Source organism: Caballeronia eucalypticola (genome assembly GCF_047608185.1).
GTDB lineage: Bacteria > Pseudomonadota > Gammaproteobacteria > Burkholderiales > Burkholderiaceae > Caballeronia.
In genome coordinates, this window is the sequence record NZ_JBLKRU010000010.1 from 196,408 (window position 1) to 223,147 (window position 26,740).

At 60.7% G+C, this 26,740-nt stretch carries 23 protein-coding genes; 19 read left to right on the forward strand and 4 right to left on the reverse strand.

Annotation, left to right across the window (positions count from 1 at the left end; genetic code table 11):
- The 4 genes from ACMX25_RS14625 (at position 1) to ACMX25_RS14640 (ending at position 2,710) form a co-directional block, all read left to right on the forward strand.
- A complete protein-coding gene (locus ACMX25_RS14625) occupies positions 1–513 on the forward strand; it encodes a VOC family protein (RefSeq protein WP_414950660.1) in 513 nt (170 codons plus the stop codon).
- 142 nt (positions 514–655) lie between these two features.
- Positions 656–1,102 (forward strand): MaoC family dehydratase, encoded by a 447-nt coding sequence (locus tag ACMX25_RS14630; protein WP_414950661.1) that lies wholly within the window; start codon positions 656–658, stop codon positions 1,100–1,102.
- A 180-nt stretch (positions 1,103–1,282) separates the two neighbouring features.
- The gene (locus tag ACMX25_RS14635; RefSeq protein ID WP_414950663.1) at positions 1,283–1,789 is read left to right on the forward strand and encodes a heme-degrading domain-containing protein; all 507 of its coding nucleotides are present in this window, start codon (positions 1,283–1,285) and stop codon (positions 1,787–1,789) included.
- Positions 1,790–1,939: 150 nt separating this feature from the next.
- On the forward strand, positions 1,940–2,710 hold the full coding sequence (locus tag ACMX25_RS14640; RefSeq protein ID WP_414950664.1) for an enoyl-CoA hydratase/isomerase family protein: 771 nt from the start codon (positions 1,940–1,942) through the stop codon (positions 2,708–2,710).
- Between the two features lie 44 nt (positions 2,711–2,754).
- On the opposite strand, the gene ACMX25_RS14645 is transcribed toward ACMX25_RS14640, so the two are convergent.
- Entirely contained in the window at positions 2,755–3,786 is a 1,032-nt protein-coding gene (locus ACMX25_RS14645; RefSeq protein WP_414950665.1) for a LysR substrate-binding domain-containing protein, read from the reverse strand.
- On the opposite strand from ACMX25_RS14645, the gene psrA reads away from it, so the two are divergent.
- From psrA to ACMX25_RS14670, 5 genes are all read left to right on the forward strand, one after another.
- The gene (gene psrA / locus ACMX25_RS14650) at positions 3,751–4,857 is read left to right on the forward strand and encodes an iron-containing alcohol dehydrogenase PsrA (protein ID WP_414950666.1); all 1,107 of its coding nucleotides are present in this window, start codon (positions 3,751–3,753) and stop codon (positions 4,855–4,857) included. The two genes, ACMX25_RS14645 and psrA, sit on opposite strands and share 36 nt — an antisense overlap.
- Positions 4,858–5,038: 181 nt before the next feature.
- Positions 5,039–6,343 carry an MFS transporter gene (locus tag ACMX25_RS14655; RefSeq protein WP_414950667.1) on the forward strand — a complete coding sequence of 435 codons (1,305 nt, stop codon included), beginning with the start codon at positions 5,039–5,041 and terminating at the stop codon, positions 6,341–6,343.
- Positions 6,344–6,391: 48 nt separating this feature from the next.
- Complete coding sequence (gene phnA / locus ACMX25_RS14660; RefSeq protein WP_414950668.1) at positions 6,392–7,687, forward strand: phosphonoacetate hydrolase; 1,296 nt, start codon at positions 6,392–6,394, stop codon at positions 7,685–7,687.
- On the forward strand, positions 7,684–9,135 hold the full coding sequence (gene phnY, locus ACMX25_RS14665) for a phosphonoacetaldehyde dehydrogenase (RefSeq protein ID WP_414950669.1): 1,452 nt from the start codon (positions 7,684–7,686) through the stop codon (positions 9,133–9,135). The genes phnA and phnY overlap by 4 nt, the downstream gene beginning before the upstream one ends.
- 18 nt (positions 9,136–9,153) lie before the next feature.
- On the forward strand, positions 9,154–9,840 hold the full coding sequence (locus ACMX25_RS14670; RefSeq protein ID WP_414950670.1) for an MgtC/SapB family protein: 687 nt from the start codon (positions 9,154–9,156) through the stop codon (positions 9,838–9,840).
- A gap of 102 nt (positions 9,841–9,942) precedes the next feature.
- Here the strand turns inward: ACMX25_RS14670 and ACMX25_RS14675 are convergent, their stop codons facing one another.
- Entirely contained in the window at positions 9,943–13,215 is a 3,273-nt protein-coding gene (locus ACMX25_RS14675) for an EAL domain-containing protein (RefSeq protein ID WP_414950672.1), read from the reverse strand.
- Between the two features lie 557 nt (positions 13,216–13,772).
- On the opposite strand from ACMX25_RS14675, the gene ACMX25_RS14680 reads away from it, so the two are divergent.
- The 3 genes from ACMX25_RS14680 to ACMX25_RS14690 all read left to right on the forward strand — a co-directional run bounded on the left by ACMX25_RS14680 (position 13,773) and on the right by ACMX25_RS14690 (position 15,396).
- The gene (locus tag ACMX25_RS14680) at positions 13,773–14,246 is read left to right on the forward strand and encodes a hypothetical protein (RefSeq protein WP_414950673.1); all 474 of its coding nucleotides are present in this window, start codon (positions 13,773–13,775) and stop codon (positions 14,244–14,246) included.
- A gap of 143 nt (positions 14,247–14,389) precedes the next feature.
- On the forward strand, positions 14,390–14,851 hold the full coding sequence (locus ACMX25_RS14685; protein WP_414950674.1) for a helix-turn-helix domain-containing protein: 462 nt from the start codon (positions 14,390–14,392) through the stop codon (positions 14,849–14,851).
- The gene (locus tag ACMX25_RS14690) at positions 14,848–15,396 is read left to right on the forward strand and encodes an IS630 family transposase (protein WP_414950675.1); all 549 of its coding nucleotides are present in this window, start codon (positions 14,848–14,850) and stop codon (positions 15,394–15,396) included. The genes ACMX25_RS14685 and ACMX25_RS14690 overlap by 4 nt, the downstream gene beginning before the upstream one ends.
- On the opposite strand, the gene ACMX25_RS14695 is transcribed toward ACMX25_RS14690, so the two are convergent.
- Positions 15,378–16,727, reverse strand: a complete 1,350-nt coding sequence (locus tag ACMX25_RS14695; RefSeq protein WP_414950677.1) for an oleate hydratase — start codon at positions 16,725–16,727, stop codon at positions 15,378–15,380. The genes ACMX25_RS14690 and ACMX25_RS14695 overlap by 19 nt on opposite strands.
- Positions 16,728–17,071: 344 nt before the next feature.
- Between ACMX25_RS14695 and ACMX25_RS14700 the strand changes: the two genes are divergently transcribed.
- From ACMX25_RS14700 to fabI, 6 genes are all read left to right on the forward strand, one after another.
- Positions 17,072–18,088 carry an ornithine carbamoyltransferase gene (locus tag ACMX25_RS14700; RefSeq protein WP_414950697.1) on the forward strand — a complete coding sequence of 339 codons (1,017 nt, stop codon included), beginning with the start codon at positions 17,072–17,074 and terminating at the stop codon, positions 18,086–18,088.
- Positions 18,089–18,098: 10 nt separating this feature from the next.
- A complete protein-coding gene (locus ACMX25_RS14705) occupies positions 18,099–19,028 on the forward strand; it encodes a carbamate kinase (RefSeq protein WP_414950678.1) in 930 nt (309 codons plus the stop codon).
- A 371-nt stretch (positions 19,029–19,399) separates the two neighbouring features.
- Positions 19,400–21,193: a PHA/PHB synthase family protein gene (locus ACMX25_RS14710; protein WP_414950680.1), complete on the forward strand. Its 1,794-nt coding sequence runs from the start codon at positions 19,400–19,402 to the stop codon at positions 21,191–21,193.
- Between the two features lie 9 nt (positions 21,194–21,202).
- Entirely contained in the window at positions 21,203–22,609 is a 1,407-nt protein-coding gene (locus tag ACMX25_RS14715) for a bifunctional enoyl-CoA hydratase/phosphate acetyltransferase (protein WP_414950681.1), read from the forward strand.
- Positions 22,606–23,799, forward strand: a complete 1,194-nt coding sequence (locus ACMX25_RS14720; RefSeq protein ID WP_414950682.1) for an acetate/propionate family kinase — start codon at positions 22,606–22,608, stop codon at positions 23,797–23,799. The genes ACMX25_RS14715 and ACMX25_RS14720 overlap by 4 nt, the downstream gene beginning before the upstream one ends.
- A gap of 8 nt (positions 23,800–23,807) precedes the next feature.
- Positions 23,808–24,569, forward strand: a complete 762-nt coding sequence (gene fabI / locus ACMX25_RS14725) for an enoyl-ACP reductase FabI (RefSeq protein WP_414950698.1) — start codon at positions 23,808–23,810, stop codon at positions 24,567–24,569.
- A gap of 191 nt (positions 24,570–24,760) precedes the next feature.
- Here the strand turns inward: fabI and ACMX25_RS14730 are convergent, their stop codons facing one another.
- Positions 24,761–25,156, reverse strand: a complete 396-nt coding sequence (locus tag ACMX25_RS14730; protein ID WP_414950683.1) for a tyrosine-type recombinase/integrase — start codon at positions 25,154–25,156, stop codon at positions 24,761–24,763.
- 158 nt (positions 25,157–25,314) lie between these two features.
- On the opposite strand from ACMX25_RS14730, the gene ACMX25_RS14735 reads away from it, so the two are divergent.
- Entirely contained in the window at positions 25,315–26,436 is a 1,122-nt protein-coding gene (locus ACMX25_RS14735; protein WP_414949685.1) for an IS110 family RNA-guided transposase, read from the forward strand.
- The last annotated feature ends 304 nt before the right edge of the window (positions 26,437–26,740 follow it).

The window sequence follows — 26,740 nt, forward strand, 5'->3', positions numbered from 1 at the left end:
ATGAAATCATATGGCATGGAGCACGTAGGCTTTACGGTCCCTAACCTGGACGAAGCGGTCCGTTTCTTTGAGAAGGCTTTTGGGGCAGTCACTATCCTGGAAACGGGCCCGGTCGTTGCGGATAACGCGTATATGGCTCGGCGCCTGGGTGTTCCCGAGCATTGCCGCATCGAAAACATCAAGGTGCTGCGCTGTGGAAGCGGCGCAAACCTCGAGCTTTTTGAATACTCCGGTGAGACGCAGCAATCCGCGCTCAAGCGCAATAGCGAAGTGGGCGGATTTCACATGGCCTTCCAGGTCGACGATGCCGTGGCCGCTGCGGACAACTTGAGAGAGATAGGTGTGGACGTGCTGGAGGGGCCGACGTACGTCGAGTCCGGACCGATGAAAGGGCTTACGTGGGTTTACCTGCGCGCTCCGTGGGGGCAGTTCCTCGAGGTGGTGAGCCGAAGCGGCCCACCGGGATATGAAGAGGCGGGAGGCCCAACCCTTTGGGCGCCGCAAGCCGCCTAACAATTCGATCCTCAAGGAAGGGGCGGCCTTCGTCGAATTTTCGGTTGATATATCGAGTTGACGCCGGAGGAAATTATTCCGCGGCACACGAGGCTGTTGCCGCGTTCTAAAAACATCAATCGGCCTCTATCGGAGCAATTCCTTGGGCAGTATTTTTTATCTGGAAGTAGGTGACGAAGTCGTTTTGACGAAAGAGGTCACGGCGGGTGCCATCGACGACTTTGCGCGACTGAGCGGCGACTTCTCTCCAGCTCACATGAGCATGGAGATCATGTCCAGATCGCCCTACAAAACGCGTATCGCGCACGGGGCCCTGCTCGTCGCGTGGATGTCGCATTGCTCGACAGAGGTAGTGGAGCGGCTATCGGGACTGCGCGACGCAGGCGAGACGCCCGTCTCACTTGGATATGACCGGGTTCGCTTTCTCAAGGCTGCGCTTATCGGTGACACGCTGACTTATACGTATCGCGTGCAGAGCGTCGATCTGGAGAGGCGACGTGCCGTGTCCAAGCTGGAGGTGGTCAATCAAGCCGGTGAACTGGTTTGCGTCGCCGAACATATCCTTAAGTTCGTCCCGCTGATCGACTGATCGCCATATGGCGCCACGGCTTCTATTCCTATGCAACGGCATGGCCCGCACGATATTGCAAGCCGCATCAGTTGTTGGCCTCTATGCGGCCCGTGTTCTTCAGGCGGATCAAGCCCGATATCCTCGGTGCTTTCCCGTTAACTTTTCACATGAGGATGGACGCGCGCCGTCTAAATCGATATGGACATCACCCGAGACCTTCAGCAGATCGCACAACAGGAAAAGCTGCTCGTCGTTCCGCGCTTTGACGCCGATTCCGGTTGGGAAGTTGGAGCGCACTTGCACGAACTCGCAATAGATCGAGGACTCCCGATTGCGATCGACGTGCGCACTTTCGGTCATTCTATTTTCTATAGTGCTCTCGCCGGCGCGACTCCTGACAATGCAGACTGGGTACGCCGCAAAAGTAACAGCGTCGCGCAGTTTCGATGCAGCTCATACGCGGTTGGCCTGCGTCTGACAGAGTCCAATTCGACGCTCGCCGACAAGTTTGGCTTGTCCAACGCTGACTACGCCTCACACGGCGGCGGTTTTCCTCTGACTGTGCAAAGCGCCGGAGTCATTGGTTCGATCACGGTCTCCGGTTTGGCGCAGCGCGATGATCACGAGCTGATCGTCGAGGCGTTATGCGCATTGCTTGGCCAGGATTACGCAAAACTCGGGCTTCCGCATGAGGACAGCGAATAACAACGTCCGCTCGGATTTTTGAGCGGCTTTCATCTTGCGGACGCCGCTGTGGTCAAACCCGGTGGGGGCTGCAACAGTCGGATTTAGCGAGCATGTTTTAGCGCCGCGGCAAAATCTCCCTATGACTCGTCGGCCCGAAGGCTCGTTCTCATGTCCAGCTCCAACATCCTCTTGAGCATTGACCGTCACGTCGCGACAATCACGCTTGACCGCGGGGCACGGCACAACGCCCTGACGATGGCGATGCTCGCAGATGTCGATCTTGCGCTCGCCAAGATCGAGAATGCGAGAGACGTACGCGTGGCAGTATTTCGCTCGACCAGTCCGCGCTTTTTTTGCAGCGGCGCCGATATCGAAGAGTGGGGGGATATCGACCCCGAAGGAATGGGGAGCCGTTTCATCCGGGCCGGGAACCGCGTCTTCCGGCGTATTGCGGAGCTCGACATCCCGACTATCTCGGTGCTTTCTGGCAGTGCGCTTGGCGGTGGATTGGAGCTCGCGCTGTCGTGTGACTTTAGATACGCGTCCACCAGTGCGATGCTCGGATTTCCAGAAGCGTCCGTCGGTGCGATTCCAGGCTGGATGGGATGCCAGCGACTTTCCGACCTGGTCGGCGCCGGCCGTTCGCGAGAGCTCGTATTGCTCGGTGAGCCGATTACGGCCGCGCGAGCCGCTGTGTGGGGGATGGTCACTGAGGCATTGCCGCGAGAGCAGCTTGATGCGCGTGTGGCCGAAATCTGCGCTCTGCTTCAACGTCGGTCCAGTGCGTCTCTTTCCGTCGGCAAGCGGCTATTGCGCATGGTCGAATCAGGGCAGGCCGAGCTTGCGCATGAATTCGCCGCGTCTGTGTGTAAAGCCACGCCCGACGCCCTGGAAGGTGTGAGAGCCTTTCGAGAAAAGCGGGATGCTGAGTTCGGCTGAACGCTGTTCGTTGCGGAACGGTTATCCGCCGACCCAGTCTCCGCTCAGCCGGCCGCAGCTCCTGCGTCTTTTCCGATCAATATCCGGTTGACTACGTCGAGGAACGCTTGCACGAGTCGTGCAGCCTTCCGCTCGGCGAGGCAGGCCACATGCGCGTGAGTCAAGACCCTCTCGCCGTCGATCGAAAGCTTGCGCAGACGCGAGTCGTCGACATGCTCGCGCTCAGATACCGCCGCTATTCCAAGTCCAAGAATAACCGCTTCGCGCACGGCCTCGCGGCTTCCTACTTCGAGCTCGAAGTTTGGCTTGATGCCGTGCTGCCTGAACGCGTCTTCCAGCGCCTTGCGGGTCGTTGAACCTGGCTCTCGCATGATCATCTGCTCGTTGCGGAGTTCTTCAAGGGTAACGCGTCGGCGGCGCGCCAGCCGATGCGTCGCCGGAACGATGATAACCAGCGGATGCTGCCGGTAGGGCACGTAGTGAAGCCGGGTATCGGTACCGTACTGCGCCAGGACCGCAACATCCGTTTCATAGGACAACAGGCCGCGCACGGTTTCCTCTGAGTTACCGAGCCGGATCGATACATGCAATCCCGGGTAGCGAAGATGAAACGCCGCGATGATTTCCATGGCGTGTAGCGGACCGACTGCGCCCACCCGGATGATTCCAGTACCCAGGCCCGCCGATTCCTTCAGGAAGTCGATGGCCTCCTGTTCGTTACCGAACATCCGCTGGGCGATTGCAAACAGGGTTTCCCCTGCAGCGGTCAGGATGATCCGCCGGCCGCTGCGATGGAACAGTTCCACCCCGTAGCTCTCCTCCAGATCCCGCACCTGCGTTGTGACAGTCGGCTGGCTGACGTGCAGTGCACGCGCGGCGGCAGTCACGCTGCCGTGCTTGCCGACGGCGTAGAACGAGCGCAATTGAGTGAGTCGCATAGATTCGTTGAATACATCGACAAAAATATTTGTATTTTTACTATACATCGATGTTTCCCATAATTCATCCGTATCAGATGCACCACGAAAAGAGAGGGGACTATGAACGGTGTTTTTTTGAATCCAGTAGAGGTCCATTTCGGCCTCGGTTGTATCGAGCGCTTGCCTCAGGTTCTCGGAGATCGCCGCGCCGTCATCGTGACGTTCCCGGAAGCGGCGCAAATCGGTCTCGTGCAGCGCGTGCGTGCGTTGTGCGGCGATAGCGTGGTCGCGGTGATCGACGATGTACAGCCGAACCCGGACGTCACTCATCTCGCCGGGCTGTATCGCGATTTTTGGCAGAGATATGACTGGCAGAGTCATGAGCATTGCTCGGTCATCGTCGCGATCGGCGGCGGCAGCGTGCTCGACACCGCGAAAACCCTGATGGTGGGCACCGAAAGCGGCGATTTCGCGGAGTTGCTGGCATTACTCGACACAGGGAAGCCGTTCACGCCACCGCGCGTGAAGTCGCTGATAACGGTTCCGACCACCTCGGGCACCGGTAGCGAAGTGACACCGTGGGCAACGATCTGGGACCGTACGATCAAGCAGCGCAAGTATTCGTTGCAGCTCCCGCAAACGTGGCCGGAGGCCGCGATCGTCGACCCGGAGCTTACGCTTTCGCTGCCGCTTTCGGTCACGGTGCAAAGCGGTCTCGACGCGCTGTCGCACGCGCTCGAAGCGATCTGGAATGTCAATGCGAACCCCATCTCCGACGAATTCGCCGTGTCGGCCGCGCGCGACATGCTGGCCACGCTGCCGGCACTCGCCGCGAATCTGCAGGACCGGACACTGCGCGAGCGGGCCTCGTTAGCAGCGCTTAAAGCCGGGCTCGCATTCTCGAACACGAAGACTGCGCTTGCTCATTCCATTTCGTATGAGATGACAATCCACCACGGTCTGCCTCATGGAATCGCGTGTTCGTTCACGCTGCCGATGGTGCTGGATCTCGCGCTAGGCAAGAACGCCGGGCGCGACGCAGTGCTTGCGAAAATCTTCCCATGCCGGCTAGCCGATGCAGCCGCTTACCTGACCGGGTTTCTTGAATCGCTCGGCGTACGCACGTCGTTTTCGAGTTATGGCGTGACTGCCGAGGAGTCGGACAGGATGATCGCTCACGCGTTGAGCGGGCCGCGGGGACGCAACTTCATCGCCACGGGTGTTTGACGGGGCGGCTGCAGGACAGTGGCTGGAATCAGCATCAGCGTATAAAAATCGAGGAGAAAAGCACAGGCCGGGTTCGCACCGGTGCATCTTGCAACACAACAAAAAGCCGCATTAAAGGCAAGTGCCGAGGCAGCGGACGTCAAGTGGCGTCAGGGGCCCGGCAACTATCAGGAGACAAGCCATGGAAGCAGTGGAAATCGCAGGAGACATGCCGGCTGCCGTCAGTGTCCGGTCTGTGAAGTCAGTTGCCCTAGCCAGTCTGATCGGCACGACCGTCGAGTGGTATGACTTTTTCCTCTACGGCACGATTACCGGACTCGTATTCGACAAGCTGTTCTTCCCAACGGGGAACGCATTCGTTTCCACCATGCTGGCTTATACGGTCTACGCGGTCGGTTTCGTCACCCGTCCGCTTGGCGGTGTGATCTTCGGCCATTTCGGCGACCGGTTCGGGCGCAAGCCTTTGCTGGTGCTTACGCTTTCCATCATGGGCGTGTCCACGTTCCTGATCGGCGTCCTGCCAACCTACGCCTCGATCGGCATCTGGGCTCCTGCTTGCCTGCTGTTGTTGCGGCTGCTGCAGGGCATTGGTCTTGGAGGCGAGTGGGGCGGCGCCGTGTTGATGGCTTTTGAGTATGCGCCTCGCGAACATCGCGGCCTCTATGCATCGTATCCGCAGATCGGGCTTGCAATTGGCCTGTGCCTGAGCAGCGGCGCGGTGGCGGTACTCACGACCTGGCTGACTCCCGAGGCCTTCCTGCAATGGGGCTGGCGGGCCGCTTTCATGGCCAGCATCCTCCTCGTTGGCGTGGGCATGTTCATCCGGTTGCGCATTGTCGAAACACCCGCGTTTGCGAAGATTCGCGACACTCACGCGGTTGCGAAGGTGCCGGCGCGAGAGGTATTTACCGACTACCGCAAGAACGTGTTCCTGGGTTGGGGCGCACGTTATATCGATGGCGTGATTTTCAATACTTACGCCGTGTTTGCGCTGAGCTACCTCGTTGGCATCCAGCGTTACGCGAAGTCGGCGGTGCTCGTCGCGGTGACGCTTGCCGCATTGGTGCTGATGTTCATGATTCCGGTCGCTTCGCGCCTGTCCGACCGGATCGGCCGCCGCAAGGTGTTCGGCTGGGGCGCAGTGGTCTGTGGCCTGAGCGCGTGGCCGGCTTTTGCGGTTTTTCACTACACGAGCAGTCTCATCGCCGTGACCGCCACGATCGTGATCGTACTCGGAGTGATCTATCCGTTTGTCTACGGACCGGAGGCCGCGATGTTCTGCGAATTGTTCGATACGCGGGTTCGTTATAGCGGCATCTCCATCGTGTACCAGGTGTCGGGCATTGTCTCCAGTTCGATCACGCCGCTCGTCGCCATGGCGCTTCTGCACTACGGCAACCTGCAGCCATGGTGGATTGCGCTGTACATCGCCTGTGTGGGGCTGCTCAGCGCTGTCTGCACGTACTTCATCCGGCGCACGTTCTAATCATTCGCTTTCCTAAATGACTATAAAAGACCGTAAAGGACCTTCGACATGAATCCACTCTCCAGCATTGCGGTCAATGGCCGAAGCTATGACTTGCCGCGCCAGCCGACGGTTATCGTGTGCATTGACGGTTGTGAGTATGACTATCTGTATCGTGCGGCCGCAGCGGGCGTCACGCCGTTCCTGAGCAAGCTGCTCGAAAACGGTACGGCGCTGCACGCGCAATGCGTGCTGCCGTCGTTCACCAACCCGAACAACTTGTCGATCGTATGCGGCGCTCCGCCAGCCGTGCACGGCATCTGCGGGAACTACTTCTACGACCGCGACGCGGATGAGGGCCGCGGCCGCGAGGTGCTCATGAACGACCCGCGTTATCTGCGGGCCGGCACCCTCCTGGCAGCCGCGGCCGAAGCCGGCTCGCGGGTAGCCGTGGTCACGGCGAAGGACAAGCTGCGCGCATTGCTTGGCCATGGTCTGCGCGGAATCTGCCTGTCCGCGGAAAAAGCGGACGAGGCCACCGTCGAGGCGAACGGTATCGACCGGGTGCTGGAGCGCGTCGGCATGCCGTTGCCCGAGGTGTACAGCGCGGACCTCTCCGAATTCGTCTTCGCGACCGGCGTGTGGCTGCTCGAAAACGATCGCGCGGATCTGATGTATCTGTCGACAACCGACTACGTCCAGCACAAGTTTGCCCCGGGTACCGATGGCGCGAACGCGTTTTACGCAATGATGGACCGGTATCTGTCGCGTCTGCACGAACTGGGCGCGGTGCTCGGCATCACTGCGGATCACGGCATGAACGCCAAGCACGATCCGAAGACGGGCGAGCCGAACATCATCTATCTGCAGGATCTGCTCGACGACTGGCTGGAATGTGGCGTCAATGACGGTGGCGTTCGTGTGATCCTGCCGATCACGGACCCGTATGTACGCCACCACGGAGCGCTAGGCTCGTACGCGACGGTGTATCTGCCGGCCGGTAACGACGGCGTCGCGCTACGTGAACGGCTCGTACGACTTCCGCACATCGAGGCGGTGCTGACCCGCCGTGAAGCTTGCATGCGTTTCGAATTGCCGCCTGATCGGGTAGGGGATCTGGTCGTCATCAGCGACAAGTCGTTCGTGCTCGGCAGCAGCGCTGCGGCGCACGACCTTTCCGGACTGACGGTGCCGTTGCGTTCACACGGCGGATTGTCGGAGCAGACCGTGCCGTTGCTGTTCAACCGTCCGCTCGCGCGAACCGTCGAAGGCCGGACCTTGCGCAATTTCGATGTATTCCATATCGCGTTGAACGAACTTCAGGAACAACCTGCCGTTGCATATCTTCCGGAGCAGCACGCATGAACTCTATCGATCTCAAACCGCCGCAGTTCCGCGAGGAGGCTCTGCGGATCGACGGCAACAGGTTGACGCGAGACCGCGTGATCGAGGTGATCAACCCGTACACCGGGGACGTGGTAGGCACCGTAGCGAAGGCTTCAGTCGATGATGTACGCATGGCGTACGAGGCGGCCCTTCGATACAAGCCGACACTGTCGCGCTTTGAGCGCGCGTCTATTCTCAATCGCGCCGCAGAACTGCTGCGCACCCGGACCGAAGAGGCGGCGGCGCTCATCACGCTGGAATCGGGGCTGTGCCTGAAGGACTCTCGCTACGAGATCGGACGCGTGGCAGATGTGTTCAACTTCTCCGCGAGCGAGGCGTTGCGTGACGACGGCCAGGTATTCTCGTGCGACCTGACGCCTCACGGGAAGAAGCGCCGCGTCATTACACAGCGCGAGCCGCTCCTCGGGGTCATTACGGCGATCACGCCGTTCAATCACCCGATGAACCAGGTGGCGCACAAGATCGCGCCGGCGATCGCCACCAACAACCGTACCGTGCTGAAGCCGTCGGAAAAGGTTCCGCTGTCTGCTTACTATCTGGCGGATCTGTTGTACGAAGCAGGGCTGCCGCCGCCGATGCTCCAGGTGGTGACCGGCGACCCGGGCGAGATTGCCGACGAGCTGATCACGAACCAGAATGTCGCGCTCGTGACCTTTACGGGAGGCGTCCCTATCGGTAAATACATCGCCGCGCGGGCCGGCTATCGGCGCGTGGTGCTCGAGCTCGGCGGCAATGATCCGCTGATCGTGATGGACGATGCTGATCTTGAACGTGCTTCTGAGCTTGCGGTGCTCGGTTCGTACAAGAATTCCGGGCAACGCTGCACGGCCATCAAGCGAATTCTGGTGCAGCGGACGGTGGCTGATCGCTTCACCGAACTGGTGGTCGAGAAGACCAGGGCCTGGAAGTGCGGTGACCCGGGAGACGCCGACTCCGACATGGGTACGGTCATCGACGAAGCAGCTGCGTCGCTGTTCGAAGCACGGGTCAATGACGCGATTGCACAAGGCGCGCGCCTGCTGACCGGCAATGAGCGTCGCGGTGCGCTCTTTCCGCCGACCGTGCTGGACCGCGTCACACCGTCGATGGAACTGGTCGCGCAAGAAACGTTCGGCCCGGTCTCGCCGATCATTGCATTCAACGATCTCGACGATGCCATCCGGATAGCCAACGGCACAGCCTATGGCTTGTCGTCGGGCGTCTGCACGGACAGCCTCGATAATGTCACGCGTTTCGCGAATGAACTCAACGTGGGAACGGTGAACGTCTGGGAAGTGCCCGGCTACCGGATCGAGTTGACGCCGTTCGGCGGCATAAAGGATTCGGGGCTGGGCCATAAGGAGGGTGTCCAGGAAGCGATGAAGAGCTTCACGAACGTGAAGACCTTTACCTTGCCATGGGGCTGACACGGGGGAGAACGCGATATGCCGGGGACTATCGAACTGATTGCAAGGCTGCTTTTTGCTGCGGTGCTGGGCGGCGTCATCGGCTTCGAGCGAGAGCGGTTTGCGTTTCCGGCCGGTCTGCGCACGCATATGCTGGTGTGCGTGGCCTCGTCTCTCGTGATGATCGTTTCGGCGTTCGGTTTCGAAGACACCCGCTCGATGCCAAACGTCGCCCTCGATCCATCACGCGTAGCGGCGCAGGTTGTGTCGGGAATCGGATTTCTCGGCGCTGGCGCGATTCTGCTGCGCGGCGAGGTGGTGCGCGGGCTGACGACGGCGGCAAGTGTCTGGGCCGTCGCAGGGATCGGGCTCGCGGCGGGTGGCGGGCTCTATGTGTTGGCGCTGGCGGCAACAGTGATCATCCTGACGACGCTCACGTGGGTCAAACCGATGGCGCGCCAGTTGCGCACGAAAGGCAAGCTGCGTCGGGAGCTGCGCCTTCAAGTGGATCGGGGGGCGATCACGCTGCCGGTGTTGTGCCGTGTATTCGGTGACGACGGGCCTCGTATCAGACAGATCCGCGTAAGCGAGGACGGCGACAACGAACAGCAGGAACTGATCACGATTTCGTTGTCGCGCATGTCGACCGTCGAGTTTGCTGCTTATCGCGACATGCTTTGCGATTTGATCGGCGTGCGTGAGGTCGAGGAAATCGAAGTGCACTGACGGGGAAATTACTCATCCTATCTTGCCCAAACACGACATTTCTATTTAGCGTCATCTTCGAACGCGATATAGCAGGGCGTGGCCGCCGTATCAAAGATTCCGTTACGTATCGTTCATCGACTCTCCAACCGCTATCAACGGATCGTAACCGCTATCCTCGCGAGCCGGTACGGCTGCCGCGACGCGGGGCGAGCCGTTCACGCCGCCTCGCGCGTGGGTCCAGGACCACAAATCGGCGGGCGACAATGCCTTCGAGAACAGGAAGCCTTGCAGCTCGTCGCAACCGATCGTACGTAAGATGCGGGCCTGATGCTCGCTCTCGACACCCTCGGCGACCACGCTCAGGCCCAGTTCGTGGCCAAGCTCGATGATCGCCCGGATGATGGCGAGATCCGCGGGGGCGTCGAGCATGTCGAGCACGAACGCACGATCGATCTTGAGCCGGTCAAGCGGAAAGCGGTTCAGATAGCTGAGGCTTGAGTAACCGGTGCCGAAATCGTCGAGCGATAGCTTGACCCCGAGCGCGCGGATCGCGTTGATCGTGGCCAGATAGTTCTCCGCGTTATCTATCAGGACGGTCTCGGTGATCTCAAGTTCGAGACGCCACGGGTCGACGCGATGCCGCGCGAGACTGTCAGCGAGCGTCCCGATCAGGTCCGGCCCGCTCAGCTGGATCGCTGACACGTTGATCGAGACGCGCACCGGCATCAGTCCCTCCGCATCCCACGCGGCGACCTGCCGGCATGCTTCTTCTATCACCCACGCGCCGATCGGAATGATGAGCCGCGTATCTTCCGCGACCGGAATGAACTGCGCGGGCGACACCTTGCCGATCTGCGGGCTGTTCCAGCGCAGCAACCCTTCGACGGCTACCAGTGCGCCCGTGTGCGCATCGACGCACGGCTGGTACTCGAGCCGGAACTCGTGCGTCGCGATGGCGGTGCGCAGGCACGCTTCGAGTGTCAACCGGTAGCGGGCGCGTTCGGCCATGTCGGGCGTGAAGAACTTGACAAGATTGCGTCCCGCCCCCTTCGCTTGGTACATCGCTGCATCGGCATTCTGCATCAGCGTCTCGATGTCCTCGCCGTCGTCGGGGAAAAGTGCCACGCCGACGCTGCACGACACCTGTAGCGTGTGGCCGTCGAGTTCGTGCGGCTGGCGCGCCAGCGGCAGCAAACGCTCATCGATCGTGCGCATGACATCAGCCGCGTTGCTGACGCCGTTCAGGATCACGGTGAATTCGTCGCCTCCGAGGCGGCTAACCGTGTCTTTGCTGCGCACGGCCTGCAACAGGCGCCGCGAGACTGAGCGCAGGAGGTTGTCGCCGATGTGATGGCCCAGCGAATCGTTGACGTTCTTGAAGCGGTCGAGATCGATGAACAGCACTGCGATGCGCTGCTCCGTGCGGCGCGCGTTGCCGAGCGCGATGGCAAGGCGCTTCACGAACAGCTCGCGGTTCGGCAGCTCCGTCAGCACGTCGTGCTCGGCAAGGAACTGGATGCGCGCCTCGCTCTTCTTGCGGTCCGTGATGTCGATCAGCGTACAGATGTAGTGAGACACGTTTGCGCGTCGATCGCGTACCGCGCTCAGCATCAGCCACGCCGGATAGTCGCTGCCCGCGCGCCGCCGCACGTGCGCTTCGCCATGCCATGCGCTCAAGCGATCGACGGAATCGATAACGGTCGGGAAAATGTCGTCATGCTCCTGCGCGCCGAAGAGAAAAGCGGGTTCCCGGCCCGCCACGTCGTCGGCACGATACCCCGTCGCACGATAGAACGACGCGTTGGCAGTCACGAGCCGTCGCTGTGCATCGAGAATCAGGATCGCCTCGGATGACGCCTCGAATACCTTGCCCCACAGCTCGAGGCGTTGCTCCATCAGCTTGATCTGGTTGATCGGCGTGAATGCGGTCAACACGGCGTCACGTCCCTGGAAGTTGAAGCGCCGCGCTGACAACATGGCCCAGGTGGGTTCGCTGGCGGCTTTCCAGTGCACCTCGAATTCGTCGACTGCCTCGCGATCGGAGAGTTGCTGGAAGAAACGCGCGCGAACCTCGGAGTCGAGACCGAAGGCCCACGGGTCGACCGTGCAGCCATTCAGCCAGTAAAGTGCGGGCTTGTTCACGTGCAGCACCTCGTGCCCGGGGATCGCCGTGACGACCATCGGCACGGGGGTCGCCTCGACGAGCGCATGCTGCGCGGCCGACGCGCGCGCTGTCGCCGCGAGTTCCTTCTGCACGTCGCGCTCGCGGTCGAGCTGCGCGAGCATGTCGTTGAAGCCACGCACGAGCTGGCCGATCTCGTCCTGGCTATGCCAACTGGCACGCAGCGAATGGTCGCCCGTGCGCCGCACCGTGTCCATCACGCGCGCGAGCTGGCGCAGTGGCCGCGAGATCTGCTGTGCGACGAAGTACACCATGCTCAGGATCGCGCACAGCAGAAATAGCGCTGTGCCGAGATGCAGCCACATCCGCTCAAAGAGGCCGCGCACGCGCTCACGCAGCAGTCTTTCGAGCTGATTGCCGGTCACACTCCACGCGTCGCTCACGCTCGCCACCACGCGCTGTTGCGCGCCATCGAGCGCGGCAAGCGTGTCCACAGCCGAGCCGGCATCGACCGCGGCGCCGGCCACACGGCGATACGCGTCGATCGCGGCGAGCATGCGCTCGACCGGCGGCCCAATCGTACCTGCGAGCAGGGCGTTCGCGGCCGACGCTTCGGCATAGTCGGAACGCAGCCCCTGCAATACTGCGTCGAGCTGCCCTTCGAGCACGAGGTAGCGGGTGCGCATCTCGTCACGGCTCATCGGTTTGGCGCGACGGCTCGCGCCGGCATCGTGCAGGTGCCGGCCGATTCGGTTGATGTCGCCAAGCAGCTCTGGATAGCGCAGGATCGACAGCGACATCGAATAGTAGCTGTCGAGGTCCGGGTCTAGAATCAGGTTCGACTGGTTGCCGACCCGCGTCACCAGTTCGCGTGTCGCTTCAAGGCCACCGTCCACTGTCGCGGCGCTGGCTTGCGGCATCGCACTGGCCGCAAGCGAGGCGAGCACGCGGGCATTGAGTTCGGCGCTCTGCATGTTCGCGCCATAGCGGCGCTCCGCGTCGGTCAGCTGGTTCGCCGTCCGTTGCAATCGATCGGTCGTCTGATGCTGTCCGGCCCCCGCAAGTGCAAAGTCGATGAGCGCGTCATGCGCAGCCGCGACGTAGGCATTGCCGATCAGCTCCTTGTCGGAGAAGTCAATCGCGATGTACTTCTCGTGGATCAGGATGCCGCTGATGTACAGCACCGCGCTCAGGTCGAGCAGATAGATCAGCAACAGCTTGCGGCCGACGCGAAGGCGCGCGAGGAACCGGAATAACAGGTTGCGTTTCATGGGTGCTGCCGCTCGACTGCGAAGCGTTCGCACCGGGCGCCGTAAACGAGACGTTTCACTGCGTTTCTCCGTGCGGGAACCTCGGACCCAGGTCAGGTTTGAAGTCGGCCCCCAATCACGCTATCGACCAGTTTAAGAACTTCTTTAGCCTCTGCTTAAAACTCCCCAACACGGTGCCGGAAACGCGACATTACGGTGCGAACATACCCATTACGGATTGGCGTAGCGTTGTTCGAGAACGGGATGACCACACCACAGCCACCTGAGCCAGCGAGCGGTCATTCCACGGATTTCCCTCTCGGGATTGAGGGGCCTCGGTCAACGCCATCCGAACTTGTGTAGTCTTGCTGCGCCAACAGCGCCGCGAAAATCCCGCGTCTGAACTAAGGATAAGCAAGATCGCCCGGGCCACGTGGCGCTATTACGGAGTCTGTACAAATCGCTATATCCGGATATATATTACGGTGTCATGCTCCGGTTCACCTCGGTCATCTGAAGCGAGAAGTCCTATGCGTGTTCAACCATTTGTTCGTGCCCAGCCGCTCACTGCGGAGTACATGAAACAGGATGCATCTGAGCACGTGCCCGGCAGCGACGGCCAGCGCGCGCGGCTGGCCGACCTCGATTCATATATGCACTGTTCGGTGATCGGCACCTGTCTTGCCAACGCCGATCTACGCGACATCGTTGTGCGCTTTTCGGCGTTCGACTTCCGTGAGGCGAGCGACTTCGAGGTGCATCATGCCGCGCTACAGATCGCCGCCGAAGGCGGCCCGGGTGCCGACGCTCTGCAGGAGGTATTGGACAATCGTTACAAGACGGAAATCTGGCGCTTCGAAACGGCGCGCAATGAACATGAGTTGCGTCAACTGTGGAGTGCGGTGCACCGAAGCGGCGATACGGCTGGCGCTTATTGGGCGCTGATGACGCATCCGCGCGCGACATGTGAGTTGCGCCAGCGTGTTGTAGGCGAGTTGCACGGGCTAACCTATCTGGTGACAAGTCCGTCATCGGCGTTCAACGCCGAGTGATCGAGTCTGCCGCACGCCGCGATCGTAGCCTCTGCTATGCAGTTGAAAGCGAGTCGATGCAACGCGCGCGCTCTATTAAGTGTTGCTGGTAAACGCGTTTGAATTTTGTTAACTTTCGGCGTCGCCATTACGCCGGGGTACCGATGAAGTGTGTCGTAGAACTGACCGAAGCCGAGGATCAGACGTTGCAACAGCTGTGCGTGAATCACAAACATCGCGACGCTCGCACCCGGGCCGCAGGCGTGCTGTTGCTCGGACGCAGGGTCAAGTTGACCGAGATAGCCTCCAAGCTTGGCGTGAGCGGCCAATCCGTTTACAACTGGGCGCACGCGTGGCGAGAGCAAGGGGTTTGCGGCTTGCTCACGGGGCATAAAGGCGGTCGTCCCCGCGCGCTATCCGAAGGCATGCTGGCCACTGCGACGGAAGTCGCACGCACGGAGTCCATGACGCTGGGGCAAATCGCAAGACACATTGAAGTCGTGCATGGCGAGCCAATGCCGTGCGCGCTGGAAACCTTGTCGGTCGCCCTTCGGCGAGAAGGCTTTTCCTTCAAGCGCAACCGTTTCTCGCTCAAAAAAAGCGCAACCAGGAAGACTTTGAGATGAAATCCGCCACCCTGGGAAAACTGCAATGTGCCGCTCGCGCCAACGCAGTACGCCTGGTCTATTTCGATGAAGCGGGCTTTGCCGCCTCGCCTCCGGTGCAAAGAGCGTGGTCACCGCGCGGCCTGCCTCATCGTGTCGAACCACGCTTGCATTGCAGGCGCTCGGTGCTCGGCGCCCTCGACTTCGGAGCCAACGCGTTGACTCACCATGTCACGAGCTCATCTATCAAAGGCGGCGCTGTCATTGAGTTCCTCGAGCAGATCGCCCTGCAGGGCGATGAGCGTCCGACTGTGGTGGTACTGGACAACGCTTCGATCCATCATGCAATTGATCCTGAAGTGCATGAGCGCTGGCTACGCGAGCATCGCATGCAACTGTTCTATCTGCCGCCATACAGTCCCGAACTCAATCTCATCGAGATCGTCTGGAAGCAGGCCAAATACCATTGGCGTAACTTCGTCACCTGGACGAAGGAAACTATCGACGACGAAGTCCGCAGCCTGCTCGGTGCATACGGCATCAAATTTCAAATCAATTTCGCCTGAACACTTAATTGCGGCTCTGGAATCGATCGGCGCTGCAAGACCGGCACCTGATATTTGGCGGCGGTTATCTCCGCGAGAATGGAGATCGCCATCTCCGCCGGCGTGCGCGAGCCGATGAAGAGGCCCGTCGGTCCCTGCAACCGGTCGACCTGAGCACGTGTCAGATCGAATTCCAGCAGACGTTCCTTGCGTTTTTCGGTGTTGATGCGGCTGCCCAGCGCGCCCACATAGAAAGCAGGTGATTTCAACGCTTCCATCAAGGCCATGTCATCGAGCTTCGGATCATGGGTCAGCCCGACAATCGCGGTATGAACATCAATTTGCAGTTCGGCGATGACATCGTCGGGCATGCCGCGCGACAGCGTGATGCCAGGTACCTCGAACGATGCGCCAAACTCTTCGCGTGGATCGATCACGACAACCTTACTGTTCAGCACGGCGGCGCGATCCATACCGCCGAGCGTCGAGCCTTCGGTCATTGAACCCAGCGTGACGATCACCGCATCGCGCGGCCCGACGGGGATCGAAACGCTACGCCCCTTGCGCTCGCAGACGATTCCCTCCACGCGCGTTTCGCCATTGGCTTCGTTGAGCACCAGATCACTCACACGCGTGCCGAACTGGAACTGGACACCACGGTCGTCGAGCCATTTGCTCAGCGGCCGGACCATCGAGTCGTATTGGTTGTAGACCGTGCGCATGATCCCGTGCAACTGGTTGAACCCCGACACCATGTGCACGAAGCGCAGCAGGTAGCGCTTGAATTCAACCGCGCTATGCCACGGCTGGAATGCGAAGGTCGTGCACCACATCAGCCAGAAGTGGGTCTTGAAGAAGGCAGGGGAGAAGTGGTCCGCTATACGGCTGCGGCCGAGCAGGTGCTCCGGTTCGATCGCGAGGCGTTCGAGCGTGAGGATGTCTCGTTCAGTGAGCCCGAACTCGGGTTTGTTGATCCGGTGGCCGTCGCGTACCAGACGAGACTTCGACGAAGTCTTCATCGTTTCATTCCAGTCCAGGATTTCCTGCGTGACCGTCTTGCTTTCATCGAGCGTAGGGATCGATGAAAACAGGTCAAACGTACATACGTACTTGCTCTCGAGCATGCGGCCGCCCGGCAGTACATAACCTTCTTGCGCCGAGCCCGCTGCGTCCAGACTTCCGCCTGCCACGCCAAGCGCTTCGAGGATCGTGATATTGCGGCCCGGAACATCGGCATCGCGGATCAGGAACGCGGCCGCGGCCAGCGATGCAATGCCGCCTCCCACCAGATAGAACTTGCTGTCTTCGGAGAAGAACGGCTTGGCCGTGCCGCCCGTGTACGCACGTTGCATGGAATCACCCTCGTTGAGATTGTGTCGAACGATGTTGACCGACGGGCAGGAAGGCACCGCTTTGAAAGGTAGCGGTCCCACTTAAACCGGGGTTGATACAGATCAACGAGCGGGGCGATGCGGTCCCTATGCTGAAACAGGTTAAACGTCGAAGAGCCTTGGCAGACGCACAGACGTAACACCGCCGGCACACCAGCAGCAGGGAGAAAACACTCACGGACCAGACGCATAGCAGTTTGCCGCTCAAGCCCGTTGCCGCCGATACGGTCATTGCTCAACCTGCCGCTCAACCCGGAGGCCGCAAGCTGAGCTTGCCGCTTCTTACGGGCGTTGTGATCGCCTCGATGATCGGCGGCGGCGCTTTCAATGTACATAACCGCAGTTTCCTGACGCTGATCGAATACACGCCACGTCAGATTCGCTACCTGCTCGACCTGTCGCGAGATCTCAAACGCGCCAAATACGCCGGCACGGAAATCGCGCGGCTGGTGGGCAAGAACATTGCGCTGATCTTCGAAAAGACCTCGACTCGTACGCGATGCGCATTCGAAGTTGCGGCTCATGATCAGGGTGTCCATGTCACCTATATCGATCCGGGCGCGTCCCAGATCGTTCATAAGGAGTCGATGAAAGATACCGCCCGCGTACTTGGCCGCATGTACGACGCGATCGAATACCGGGGCTACGGGCAGGAGATCGTGGATGAACTCGCCAAGTACGCAGGGGTACCCGTGTACAACGGGCTCACTGACGAGTTCCACCCGACGCAGATGCTCGCCGACGTGCTGACCATGCACGAATTCAGCAACAAGCCCATCCATGAAATCAGCTACTGCTATATAGGCGATGCCGATAACAACACGGGCAATTCGTTGATGATCGTGGGCACGAAGCTCGGCATGGACATACGCCTGTGTGCACCGCGCCGATTGTGGCCGCACGATGACCTGATCGCGCAATGCCGTACGTTTGCCGCGGCTAGCGGAGGTCGTTTGACGCTAACGGAAACACCGGCGGAAGCGGTGAAGGGTGTCGATTTCATCTATACCGACGTCTGGGTATCGATGGGTGAGCCGTTCGAAAAATGGGGCGAACGAATCGAGGAGCTGCTGCCTTTCCAGGTGAATGCGTCCTTGCTTGCGGCCAGCGGCAATCCGCGTGTGAAGTTCATGCATTGCCTGCCTGCGCTGCATGACACGAAGACAGAAATTGGCAAGCAGATCGGCGATAAATACGGCTTGCTGAATGGCGTGGAAGTGACGGACGACATGTTCGAATCGGACGCATCGATTGTTTTCGAGCAGGCGGAAAACCGTCTCCATACGATCAAGGCTGTTCTCGTCGCCACGCTGGCCGAGTGAGGAGAACGCAATGCTGATGGTGATCGCATTGGGCGGTAACGCGTTGCTCAAGCACGGTGAGGCGGTCAGCGCCGAAGCGCAGCGCAACAACGTGCGGATCGCTGCCGCACAACTCGCGAAGGCAGCGGCCGGCAACGACCTCGTGATCGTGCACGGCAACGGACCACAGGTTGGCATGCTCGCGCTGCAGGCGGGCAGCTTCCCGCTCGACGTCCTCGATGCGGAAACGGAAGGCATGATCGGTTACATGATCGAGCAGGAAATGCGCAACCTGCTGCCTGCGGGACGGGCTTGCGTGAGCTTGCTGAGCATGGTTGAAATGAGCGCGTCCGATCCGGCTTTCGAACACCCCGACAAACCGATCGGGTCCAGGTACGCGGTCGCCGAAGCGGCGGTTGCATCGCAGGGAAAAGGCTGGACCGTGACCGCGCAAGGCGACAAGTTACAGCGTGTCGTACCGAGTCCAAAGCCGGTGCGCATGCTCGAGATAGAGCCTGTACGCTGGTTGCTCGAACACAGTTGTGTGGTGATCTGCGCGGGGTGCGGCGGGATACCGGTAGTCGCCGACGCAGAAGGGCGGCATCGCGGTGTCAAGGCAGTGGTCGACAAGGACCGCAGCGCTGCGATGCTCGCGGCCGAACTGAAGGCGGATCTGTTCGTCATCGCGACTGACGTGCAAGGGGTTTATCTGGACTGGCGCAAGCCGTCGTTGCGCTCGGTCGCCCGTGCGAATCCAGCAGCGCTTGGCGAGCTGGCTTTCTCGGCTGGATCAATGGCGCCAAAAGTCGAAGCCGCGTGCGATTTTGCAAGCCGCACGGGTCGGCGCTCGGTCATTGGTGCGTTGAGCGACATCGAGGCAATGATCGCCGGCAATGCCGGGACATCGATCGATGCAACGGCGGCCGGCATTGAAGAGGCCGTAGCTACGCAGCCGTCTTGATGAGCGGCTTGACCTCGGCACCGGGCAGATCACGTCCGGCGATCGCAAGCGCGAGCGGCGGATTCAGGCTGTCGACCATTGTCTTCCATCAATCCTCAATAAGAAAATGCGGCATCGGCCCAACGAAAACTTCGACACGTTCGACTTGACGCAGATCAACTCTGCCGAAGCAGATACCGCTACGGTCTTTTTAAGTCGCTGTTCCACGGGCAAGCCATAACGGCCGCGACGCGTGGGCTCGTGGTTCTAGCCCCTGACGCTCTCACGAAAAACATCACCCTCGGCGCCGAGTCATTCGGGTTTTGAAGAAGACTCTCGCATTGATTCGTACACGCCGCTGTAAGGCAAGCATACTGACCTGAAGGATTTTCATGGACACTCGCTCCAGGACTGTTTCCACCGGCAACCCCATGCTCCCGCAGCAACCGGTCGCCCACTCTGCCGCGGACGCTTTTCGCGTGCTGGACTACACGAAGGAAGCAGCGATTGCTCGTTTCACGGGTGGTCTGTCCCCTGCCGCGCAATCACTGGCTTTTGCCGACTGGTTCATCCATCTCACGTCGGCGCCCGGAAAAAGGGCAGAGCTGGTATCGCTAGCCGCCGCGAATGCAGGGCAGATTGGTGACTACGTGTTTCGCAGTCTGACGGGTCACGCTGCCGCGCCACTTGCGGAGCCCGCACCCGGAGACCACCGCTTTCGCGCTGAGCTCTGGCAGACCGAGCCTTATCGACTTTTGCAGCAAACGTTCCTGCTGACCGAACAATGGTGGCAGGCCGCGACTCGTGACGTGCCGGGCACGACGAAACATCACGAAAACGTCGCGGGTTTCGGCGCACGTCAATTGCTCGACATGGTTTCGCCGACGAATTCGCCGTTCACCAACCCTGAGGTTGTACGGCGAACCCAGGCCACGCTGGGCGCCAATCTTTTGCAGGGCGCGTGCAACTTGCTCGAAGACGCGCGACGCGAGGCGAACGGCCAGCCTCCCGCCGGCGTCGATCAGTTCAAGATCGGCGTTACGCTCGCGGTGACGCCTGGCAAGGTGGTCTTTCGCAACCATCTGATTGAGCTCATTCAGTACAGTCCCACGACAGAAAAGGTCTTCGCAGAGCCGATCCTGATCGTGCCTGCATGGATCATGAAGTACTACATACTGGATCTCTCACCGCACAACTCGCTGATCCGCTTCCTGGTCGGCCAGGGCTACACGGTGTTCTGCATTTCGTGGCGCAACGTGGGCGCAGAAGACCGGGACCTGAGTCTTGAGGATTACCGCACGTCCGGTGTCATGTCCGCGCTTGATACCATCGCCGAAATCGTGCCGGACCAGCGAGTCCATGCGGCGGGTTATTGCCTCGGCGGCACACTGTTGTCAATAGCCGCAGCGGCGATGGCGGGTGTCGGCGACGAACGGCTCGCATCCGTATCGCTCCTTGCCGCACAAACGGATTTCACGGAACCCGGCGCGCTGCAATTGTTCATCGACGACAGCGAGGTCTACTTCATCGAAAGCATGATGTGGTCGAAGGGCTATCTTGATACCAGCCAGATGTCGGGCGCGTTTCAGATGCTGGAGTCGAACGACCTGATCTGGTCGCATGTCATTCACGACTACATGCTGGGCGATCGCACGCCCATGTTCGACCTGATGGCGTGGGACGCCGATTCGACCCGCATGCCGTACAGGATGCACTCGGAGTATTTGCGCAAGTTATTCCTCGACAACGACCTCGCGTCGAGCCGGTATCAAGTCGACGGACGGCCCAACTCGCTGCGCAACATCCGCGCGCCAATGTTCGTGGTCGGCACCGATCGCGACCATATCGCGCCGTGGCGCTCGGTCTACAAGATCCACTACCTGTCCAGCACGGAGATCACGTTCGTGCTGACGAGCGGCGGCCACAATGCCGGCATCGTCAGCGAACCGGGTCACGCGAACCGGCAGTTCAGGATTGAATACGCAGCGGCGGCGGATCTTCGCGCCGGCCCGGAGGAATGGATCGCTGCAGTTGAGCCGCGCGACGGTTCATGGTGGACAGCATGGACCGCCTGGCTCGCCGGCCGTTCGGCGAAGGAGCTCGTCGCACCACCACACATGGGGCTCGCTGCTGAAGAACCCGTGACCCTCGTCGATGCACCCGGCACCTACCTAGTTCAGGACTGAGAGCGACCCATGGATGACAACCTCCTTCACAACCGCACCTTCGACGAACTGACGATCGGCGAGTCGGCCTCGCTCGTACGCACCGCCGGGCTCGACGATATCCAATTGTTTGCAGCCATGTCGGGCGATGTCAATCCCGCCAACGTCGATGCGGCTTTCGCCGCTCACGACATGTTCGGTCATGTCGTCGTGCAGGGCATGTGGACGGCGGGGCTCATCTCTGCGTTGCTGGGCACGAGACTGCCCGGACCGGGCACGATATATCTCGACCAGAACCTGCAGTTCCGCCATCCGGTCGTACCTGGCGATGTCGTGACTGCGACGGTGAGCGTCAAGGAAAAACGCACGGACAAACGGATCGTGCTGCTCGATACGCGTTGCACCAACCAGCGGGGCGACGTGGTCCTGATCGGCCTGGCAACGGTGATTGCGCCGGCCGAGACTATCGTATGGCCGCGGATCGCCCCTCCAAATGTCTCGGCGCGAAGCCACGGTCGCTATGACGCTTTTATCCGCGAAGCCCAGGCCATGCCTTCCCTGCGCACGGCGATCGTGCACCCGTGCTCCGCGGAGGCGATCAAGGCCGCGATCGAGGCCCGCAACGAAGGGATGATCGATCCCGTGCTGATCGGCCCGGAAGCGAAGATTCGTGCGGCCGCCGAACTGGCGCAAGTGAGCCTCGCCGGAGTGACGATCGAGGCGGTCGAACACAGCCATGCAGCCGCTGCGCGCGCCGTCGAAATGGGCGCGGCGGGGAAGGTCGCAGCCCTTATGAAGGGCAGCCTGGAAACGGACGAATTGCTCGCGGCGATCGTGAGTTCGGCGTCCGGCCTTCGAACCGGGCGGCGCATCAGCCATGTCTACGCGATGGACGTGCCCGCCTATCCCAAGCCCTTGTTCATCACCGATGCCGCTGTCAATGTCACGCCCTCACTAGAACAGAAGCGCGATATCTGCCAGAACACGATCGACCTGCTGCATCTGCTCGGCATCGAGCAGCCGCGAGTCGCTGTGCTCGCCGCGGTGGAACTCGTTAATCCGCGCATGCAGACCACGCTCGACGCGGCCGCGCTCACCGTGATGGCTGCACGCGGCCAGATTAGCGGCGCGATTGTCGACGGCCCGCTTGCCTTCGATAACGCCATCAGCGTGGCAGCGGCCACGACGAAGGGGATCGTCTCGCCGGTTGCGGGGCAGGCGGACATCCTGTTGGTACCCGACCTGGAGGCGGGCAACATGCTTGCCAAGCAATTGATGTACTTTGGCGGAGCCGATGCCGCCGGGCTGGTACTCGGCGCGCGCCTGCCGATCATCCTGACCAGCCGCTCTGACAGCCTGCGCGTGCGGCTGGCGTCGGTTGCGCTGGCCAGGATAGTCGCGCAACGCACGCTGCTCAGCATGTCGTTGCCATCATGAGCGCTCCGCTGTTGCTGACCTTCAACCCCGGCTCATCGTCGATCAAGATCGGGCTGTTCAGCGTCTCGTCCAATGGCGCGACGAGGATTGGCCAAGGCATGATCGACTTCCGGCACGCGCCGCTGTCGCTGCGTCTGGAGAACGATGGCGTCGTTCACGACATCGGGTTGAAGGCAGTCGTCACAGAAAACTTGCACGAAGTGCTGGACGAAACGCTCAATTGGTTTGCGACGCACTTTTCGCTGACGGATCTGGTCTCGGTGGGGCATCGCGTCGTGCATGGCGGTGACACTTTCTCCGGACCGGTTGCCATCACCGATGAAACGCTTGCCGTGATTGTCCAGCTCACGCCGCTCGCACCGTTGCATCAGCCGCAAAGCGTGCGGCTGATTCGTGCGATTCGACACCTTCGGCCTCACCTCGTGCAGTCGGCCTCATTCGACACCGCGTTTCATCGCACGCAAACGGATCTCGTGCGCCGCTTCGCTCTGCCGCGCCATTTCTTCGATACCGGTGTCAAACGTTACGGCTTTCATGGTCTCTCGTATCGCTTTATAACCGGCGCGCTCGCGCGTCAGTTTCCTCAGCTTGCCCATAGCAAGTTGATCGCGGCACACCTTGGCAGCGGCGCGAGCCTGTGCGCGATGAACGCAGGCGAAAGCCGCGACACCAGCATGGGATTTTCGACCCTTGACGGCATTCCCATGGCCACGCGCTGCGGCGCGCTCGATGCGGGCGTCGTTCTTCATTTACTGCAGCAGCAAGGCTTGAGCGCAGCAGCGATTGAAAAGATCCTGTACGAACAGTCCGGCTTGCTCGGCGTTTCGGGCATCAGTGCAGACAGCCGCGAACTCGCGGCCAGTACGCGGCCAGAAGCGCGTGAAGCGCTCGAGCTCTTCGCGTTTCGAATCGCAGGCGAAGCAGCTCGGCTCGCGACCACGCTCGGTGGCCTGGACTGCCTTGTATTCACCGCCGGGATCGGCGAACACCAGCCTGAGGTCCGTGCTGCGGTATGCGGGCGTCTCGCGTGGATCGGCGTCGAACTGGACGACCACGCGAACGCCGCCAATGCGACCATTATCAGCGCTGCTGGCAGCCGCGTGACCGTGTTGGTGCTCGCGACCGACGAGGAGCAGATCATCGCGGACGAAGCTATTTCCATTCTTCATGACCCGGGAGCAACAGCATGAATGGCATCATCGATCTATCCGGAAAACGTGGTCTGGTCGTTGGCATTGCTAATGAACACAGCATCGCCGCAGGATGTGCTCACAAGTTCCGCGAGCCCGGCGCCGATCTCGCGATCACCTACCTTAACGAAAAAGCCGAACCGTACGTGCGCGCTGTCGCCGAGACGCTGCCGGCCGCCCTCATCATGGCGTGCGACGTGAGCGTGCCGGGTCAGCTCGAAGCCGTCTTCGAGCGCATCAAGCGGGAATGGGGAAAGCTCGACTTCGTGCTTCATTCGATCGCCTTCGCGCCCGGTGCCGATCTTCACGCGAGCCTTGTCGATTGCTCGGCCGAGGGCTTCGCGCTCGCGATGGATGTGTCCTGCCATTCATTCATCCGCATGGCGAAGCTGGCGCTGCCGCTGATGACTGACGGCGGGAGCCTGATGACGGTGAGTTTCTACGGCGCCGAGCGGGCAGTCGACCATTACAACCTGATGGGTCCGGTCAAGGCTGCGCTCGAATCAAGCGTGCGTTATCTGGCGGCCGATCTCGCGACTCGCAGGGTTCATGTTCACGCCATCTCCGCCGGCGCGGTGATGACCCGCGCAGCGTCCGGGATTGACCACTTCGATGCGCTTCTCGACGAGGTCCGCGCACGCACGCCGGCGCAACATCTGGTCACGATCGAGGAAGTCGGGCGTATCGCGGCCGTGCTCGCCAGCGATGCTGGGATGACGTTGACCGGTTCGACCATCTACGCCGACGCCGGTTTTCATGTGGTGGCCTGACGGGCACGGAGAGGTCTCGGAAAAGTGAGGAGTTGAGAGACGAACTAGATTGATATGCCAGGCGATGCTTATATCGCCGAAGCAGAATTGATTATAGGGGGGCGACTTGCGGCATTCCGTGCGCTCAAGATCGGCCGCTCATTGCCTGCCAGTCACAGACCCGCTTATGCCGACTTTCGACCGGTAGTCTGCTACCAGTTGAGTCTCAGTCCGGCCTCTTTTGCGCGATGCCGATCGTCGTCGTCCGCATGCAGGTATTCGCTGGTCCTCGAGATCGATGTATGACCGAGGTTATCCCGCACGTATCGTAAATCGACTTGACCATCCATCATGCGAGAGCCCGTCGTGTGCCGCAGCCAATGAGCCGACGCCTGGCGCAATCGTTCCGTTGCGCGTTCATGTGCTTCGCCAGTTGATTGGAGATGGTCGATTGCGTTGTCGAACACCTGTTTGATGATGAGGTGCACGGCGCCGCGCGGCAGCATTCGGTGTGTGCCACCGATCGGCAACAGCCGCGGTGTCGTTTCGCCGCCATAGGGCAGGGGAGCGAGACCGTAGTGTCGGCGATAGCGGGTCAGCTCCGCCACGAGTCAACGCATGCACGCTAAAGTCAGTATGACTTCCGTGGAAGTAAGGGCTGGCCCCACAGGAAGAGTTGAACCGCGCGGGTTAGCATAAAGCCAGAGCCGTAAAAGTGAGGGCGAACCGCTCACTCGAAGTGTTCATTTACAACCCGGAGGCCAGCATGCAAAACGTTAGCACATTGTTCGTCGGACTGGATGTTCATAAGGATTCCATCACCGTCGCTTACGCGCTGGACGGCGGTGAGGTGGAGGTGCTGGGCAAGATCGGCACCACTCAGGCCGATCTTGATCGTCTGTGCAAGCGGCTGTTGTCCAAGGCCAAGCACGTGCGTGTCGTGTATGAGGCGGGCCCCTTTGGCTACGTCTTGCAGCGGCGCCTGAGCGACAAAGGCATCCAGTGCATGGTGTGCGCCCCCACGCAGATACCGCGCAAACCCGGCGATCGCGTGAAGACCGACCGGCGCGATGCCATCAAGCTCGTGCGCTCGCTGCGCGCCGGCGATCTCAGCGCCGTCAACATCCCCACCGTCGAAGACGAAGCGTTTCGCGATCTCGCCCGAACCTGGGCAAAATCGCGCGACGAGCTTAAGCGCGCGCGCCAGACACTGAAGGCATTTTTGCTCTCGCACGGCGTGCGCTACGTGGGGGTGGCCAATTGGGGACCGGCGCACCGCAACTGGTTAAGCAAATTCTCGTTTGGCAACGAGTGGCAGGATTTCGCGTTTAACGAGTTACGCCGCGCCATCGAGGATCGGTTTGCACAATGCCAGCGTCTGGAATCGGCCATGCGCGATGCCGTGCCACGCTGGGGCTTTTATCCCGCCGTGCTTGCTCTGCAATCGATGCGCGGTATCCAGTTCACCGCTGCCGTGGGCTTGCTCTCGGAGTTAGGCGATTTGAGTCGCTTTGCGCACCCCCGACAGTTGATGGCCTGGCTTGGCGTGACGCCCTCGGAGTATTCCTCGGGAGGCAAACGGCGCCAAGGCGGTATCACGAAGACCGGCAATTCCTTTGCCCGCAAACTGCTCATCGAGGCGGCCTGGAGTTATCGGCATACGGCCAAAGTGAGCCCCGAGATCCAGCGTCGTCATGAGGGCTTGCCAAAGGTTATCGTCGATCGGGCGTGGGACGCGCAGGTGCGCCTGTGCCGGCGCTATCGAAAGCTGGTGGCGCGCGGCAAAAGCACCAATGTGGCCATCGTCGCGGTGGCTCGCGAACTGGCGGGCTTCATCTGGGACATCGGCCGGTTGGGCATGGCGCAGGCGAGCCCGCGCTCGGAGTAAGGCAGGTGAAGGCAGCAAAAAAGCAGTTCGCAATGAAACGGTAGTTTCCTGAAGGCGGCGTAGCCCGGTATTCGAGTTATCCGCGTCATTTCTTGGCAACGGTTCATTCCGACTTGCGCACAAAGCTAGCGGCAGACTCACGAAACGGATCTCTGTAATGCGGTAACCAACCCGCGAATATCAGCCTGATTCACCGTCGAGTTTTACTGCTACGCCGCCCTCAGGAAATTGCAGCGCCCACTCGAATATGAGTGAAATAAAAATCTGAACATCGACGCTTGACACGGAAAGTCATATCAGAAAT

What these genes read in the sequence shown, in the direction of transcription:
- ACMX25_RS14690 (WP_414950675.1), top strand. Translation starts at nt 14,848, where the DNA reads ATGAAATCCGCCACCCTGGGAAAACTGCAATGTGCCGCTCGCGCCAAC.
- ACMX25_RS14715 (WP_414950681.1), top strand. Translation starts at nt 21,203, where the DNA reads ATGGATGACAACCTCCTTCACAACCGCACCTTCGACGAACTGACGATC.
- ACMX25_RS14700 (WP_414950697.1), top strand. Translation starts at nt 17,072, where the DNA reads ATGATCGGCGGCGGCGCTTTCAATGTACATAACCGCAGTTTCCTGACG.
- ACMX25_RS14705 (WP_414950678.1), top strand. Translation starts at nt 18,099, where the DNA reads ATGCTGATGGTGATCGCATTGGGCGGTAACGCGTTGCTCAAGCACGGT.
- phnY (WP_414950669.1), top strand. Translation starts at nt 7,684, where the DNA reads ATGAACTCTATCGATCTCAAACCGCCGCAGTTCCGCGAGGAGGCTCTG.
- ACMX25_RS14625 (WP_414950660.1), top strand. Translation starts at nt 1, where the DNA reads ATGAAATCATATGGCATGGAGCACGTAGGCTTTACGGTCCCTAACCTG.
- ACMX25_RS14680 (WP_414950673.1), top strand. Translation starts at nt 13,773, where the DNA reads ATGAAACAGGATGCATCTGAGCACGTGCCCGGCAGCGACGGCCAGCGC.
- ACMX25_RS14720 (WP_414950682.1), top strand. Translation starts at nt 22,606, where the DNA reads ATGAGCGCTCCGCTGTTGCTGACCTTCAACCCCGGCTCATCGTCGATC.
- ACMX25_RS14645 (WP_414950665.1), bottom strand. Translation starts at nt 3,786, where the DNA reads ATGGACCTCTACTGGATTCAAAAAAACACCGTTCATAGTCCCCTCTCT.
- ACMX25_RS14640 (WP_414950664.1), top strand. Translation starts at nt 1,940, where the DNA reads ATGTCCAGCTCCAACATCCTCTTGAGCATTGACCGTCACGTCGCGACA.
- psrA (WP_414950666.1), top strand. Translation starts at nt 3,751, where the DNA reads ATGAACGGTGTTTTTTTGAATCCAGTAGAGGTCCATTTCGGCCTCGGT.
- ACMX25_RS14635 (WP_414950663.1), top strand. Translation starts at nt 1,283, where the DNA reads ATGGACATCACCCGAGACCTTCAGCAGATCGCACAACAGGAAAAGCTG.
- ACMX25_RS14710 (WP_414950680.1), top strand. Translation starts at nt 19,400, where the DNA reads ATGGACACTCGCTCCAGGACTGTTTCCACCGGCAACCCCATGCTCCCG.
- ACMX25_RS14685 (WP_414950674.1), top strand. Translation starts at nt 14,390, where the DNA reads ATGAAGTGTGTCGTAGAACTGACCGAAGCCGAGGATCAGACGTTGCAA.
- ACMX25_RS14695 (WP_414950677.1), bottom strand. Translation starts at nt 16,727, where the DNA reads ATGCAACGTGCGTACACGGGCGGCACGGCCAAGCCGTTCTTCTCCGAA.
- ACMX25_RS14655 (WP_414950667.1), top strand. Translation starts at nt 5,039, where the DNA reads ATGGAAGCAGTGGAAATCGCAGGAGACATGCCGGCTGCCGTCAGTGTC.
- ACMX25_RS14670 (WP_414950670.1), top strand. Translation starts at nt 9,154, where the DNA reads ATGCCGGGGACTATCGAACTGATTGCAAGGCTGCTTTTTGCTGCGGTG.
- phnA (WP_414950668.1), top strand. Translation starts at nt 6,392, where the DNA reads ATGAATCCACTCTCCAGCATTGCGGTCAATGGCCGAAGCTATGACTTG.
- ACMX25_RS14735 (WP_414949685.1), top strand. Translation starts at nt 25,315, where the DNA reads ATGCAAAACGTTAGCACATTGTTCGTCGGACTGGATGTTCATAAGGAT.
- ACMX25_RS14675 (WP_414950672.1), bottom strand. Translation starts at nt 13,215, where the DNA reads ATGAAACGCAACCTGTTATTCCGGTTCCTCGCGCGCCTTCGCGTCGGC.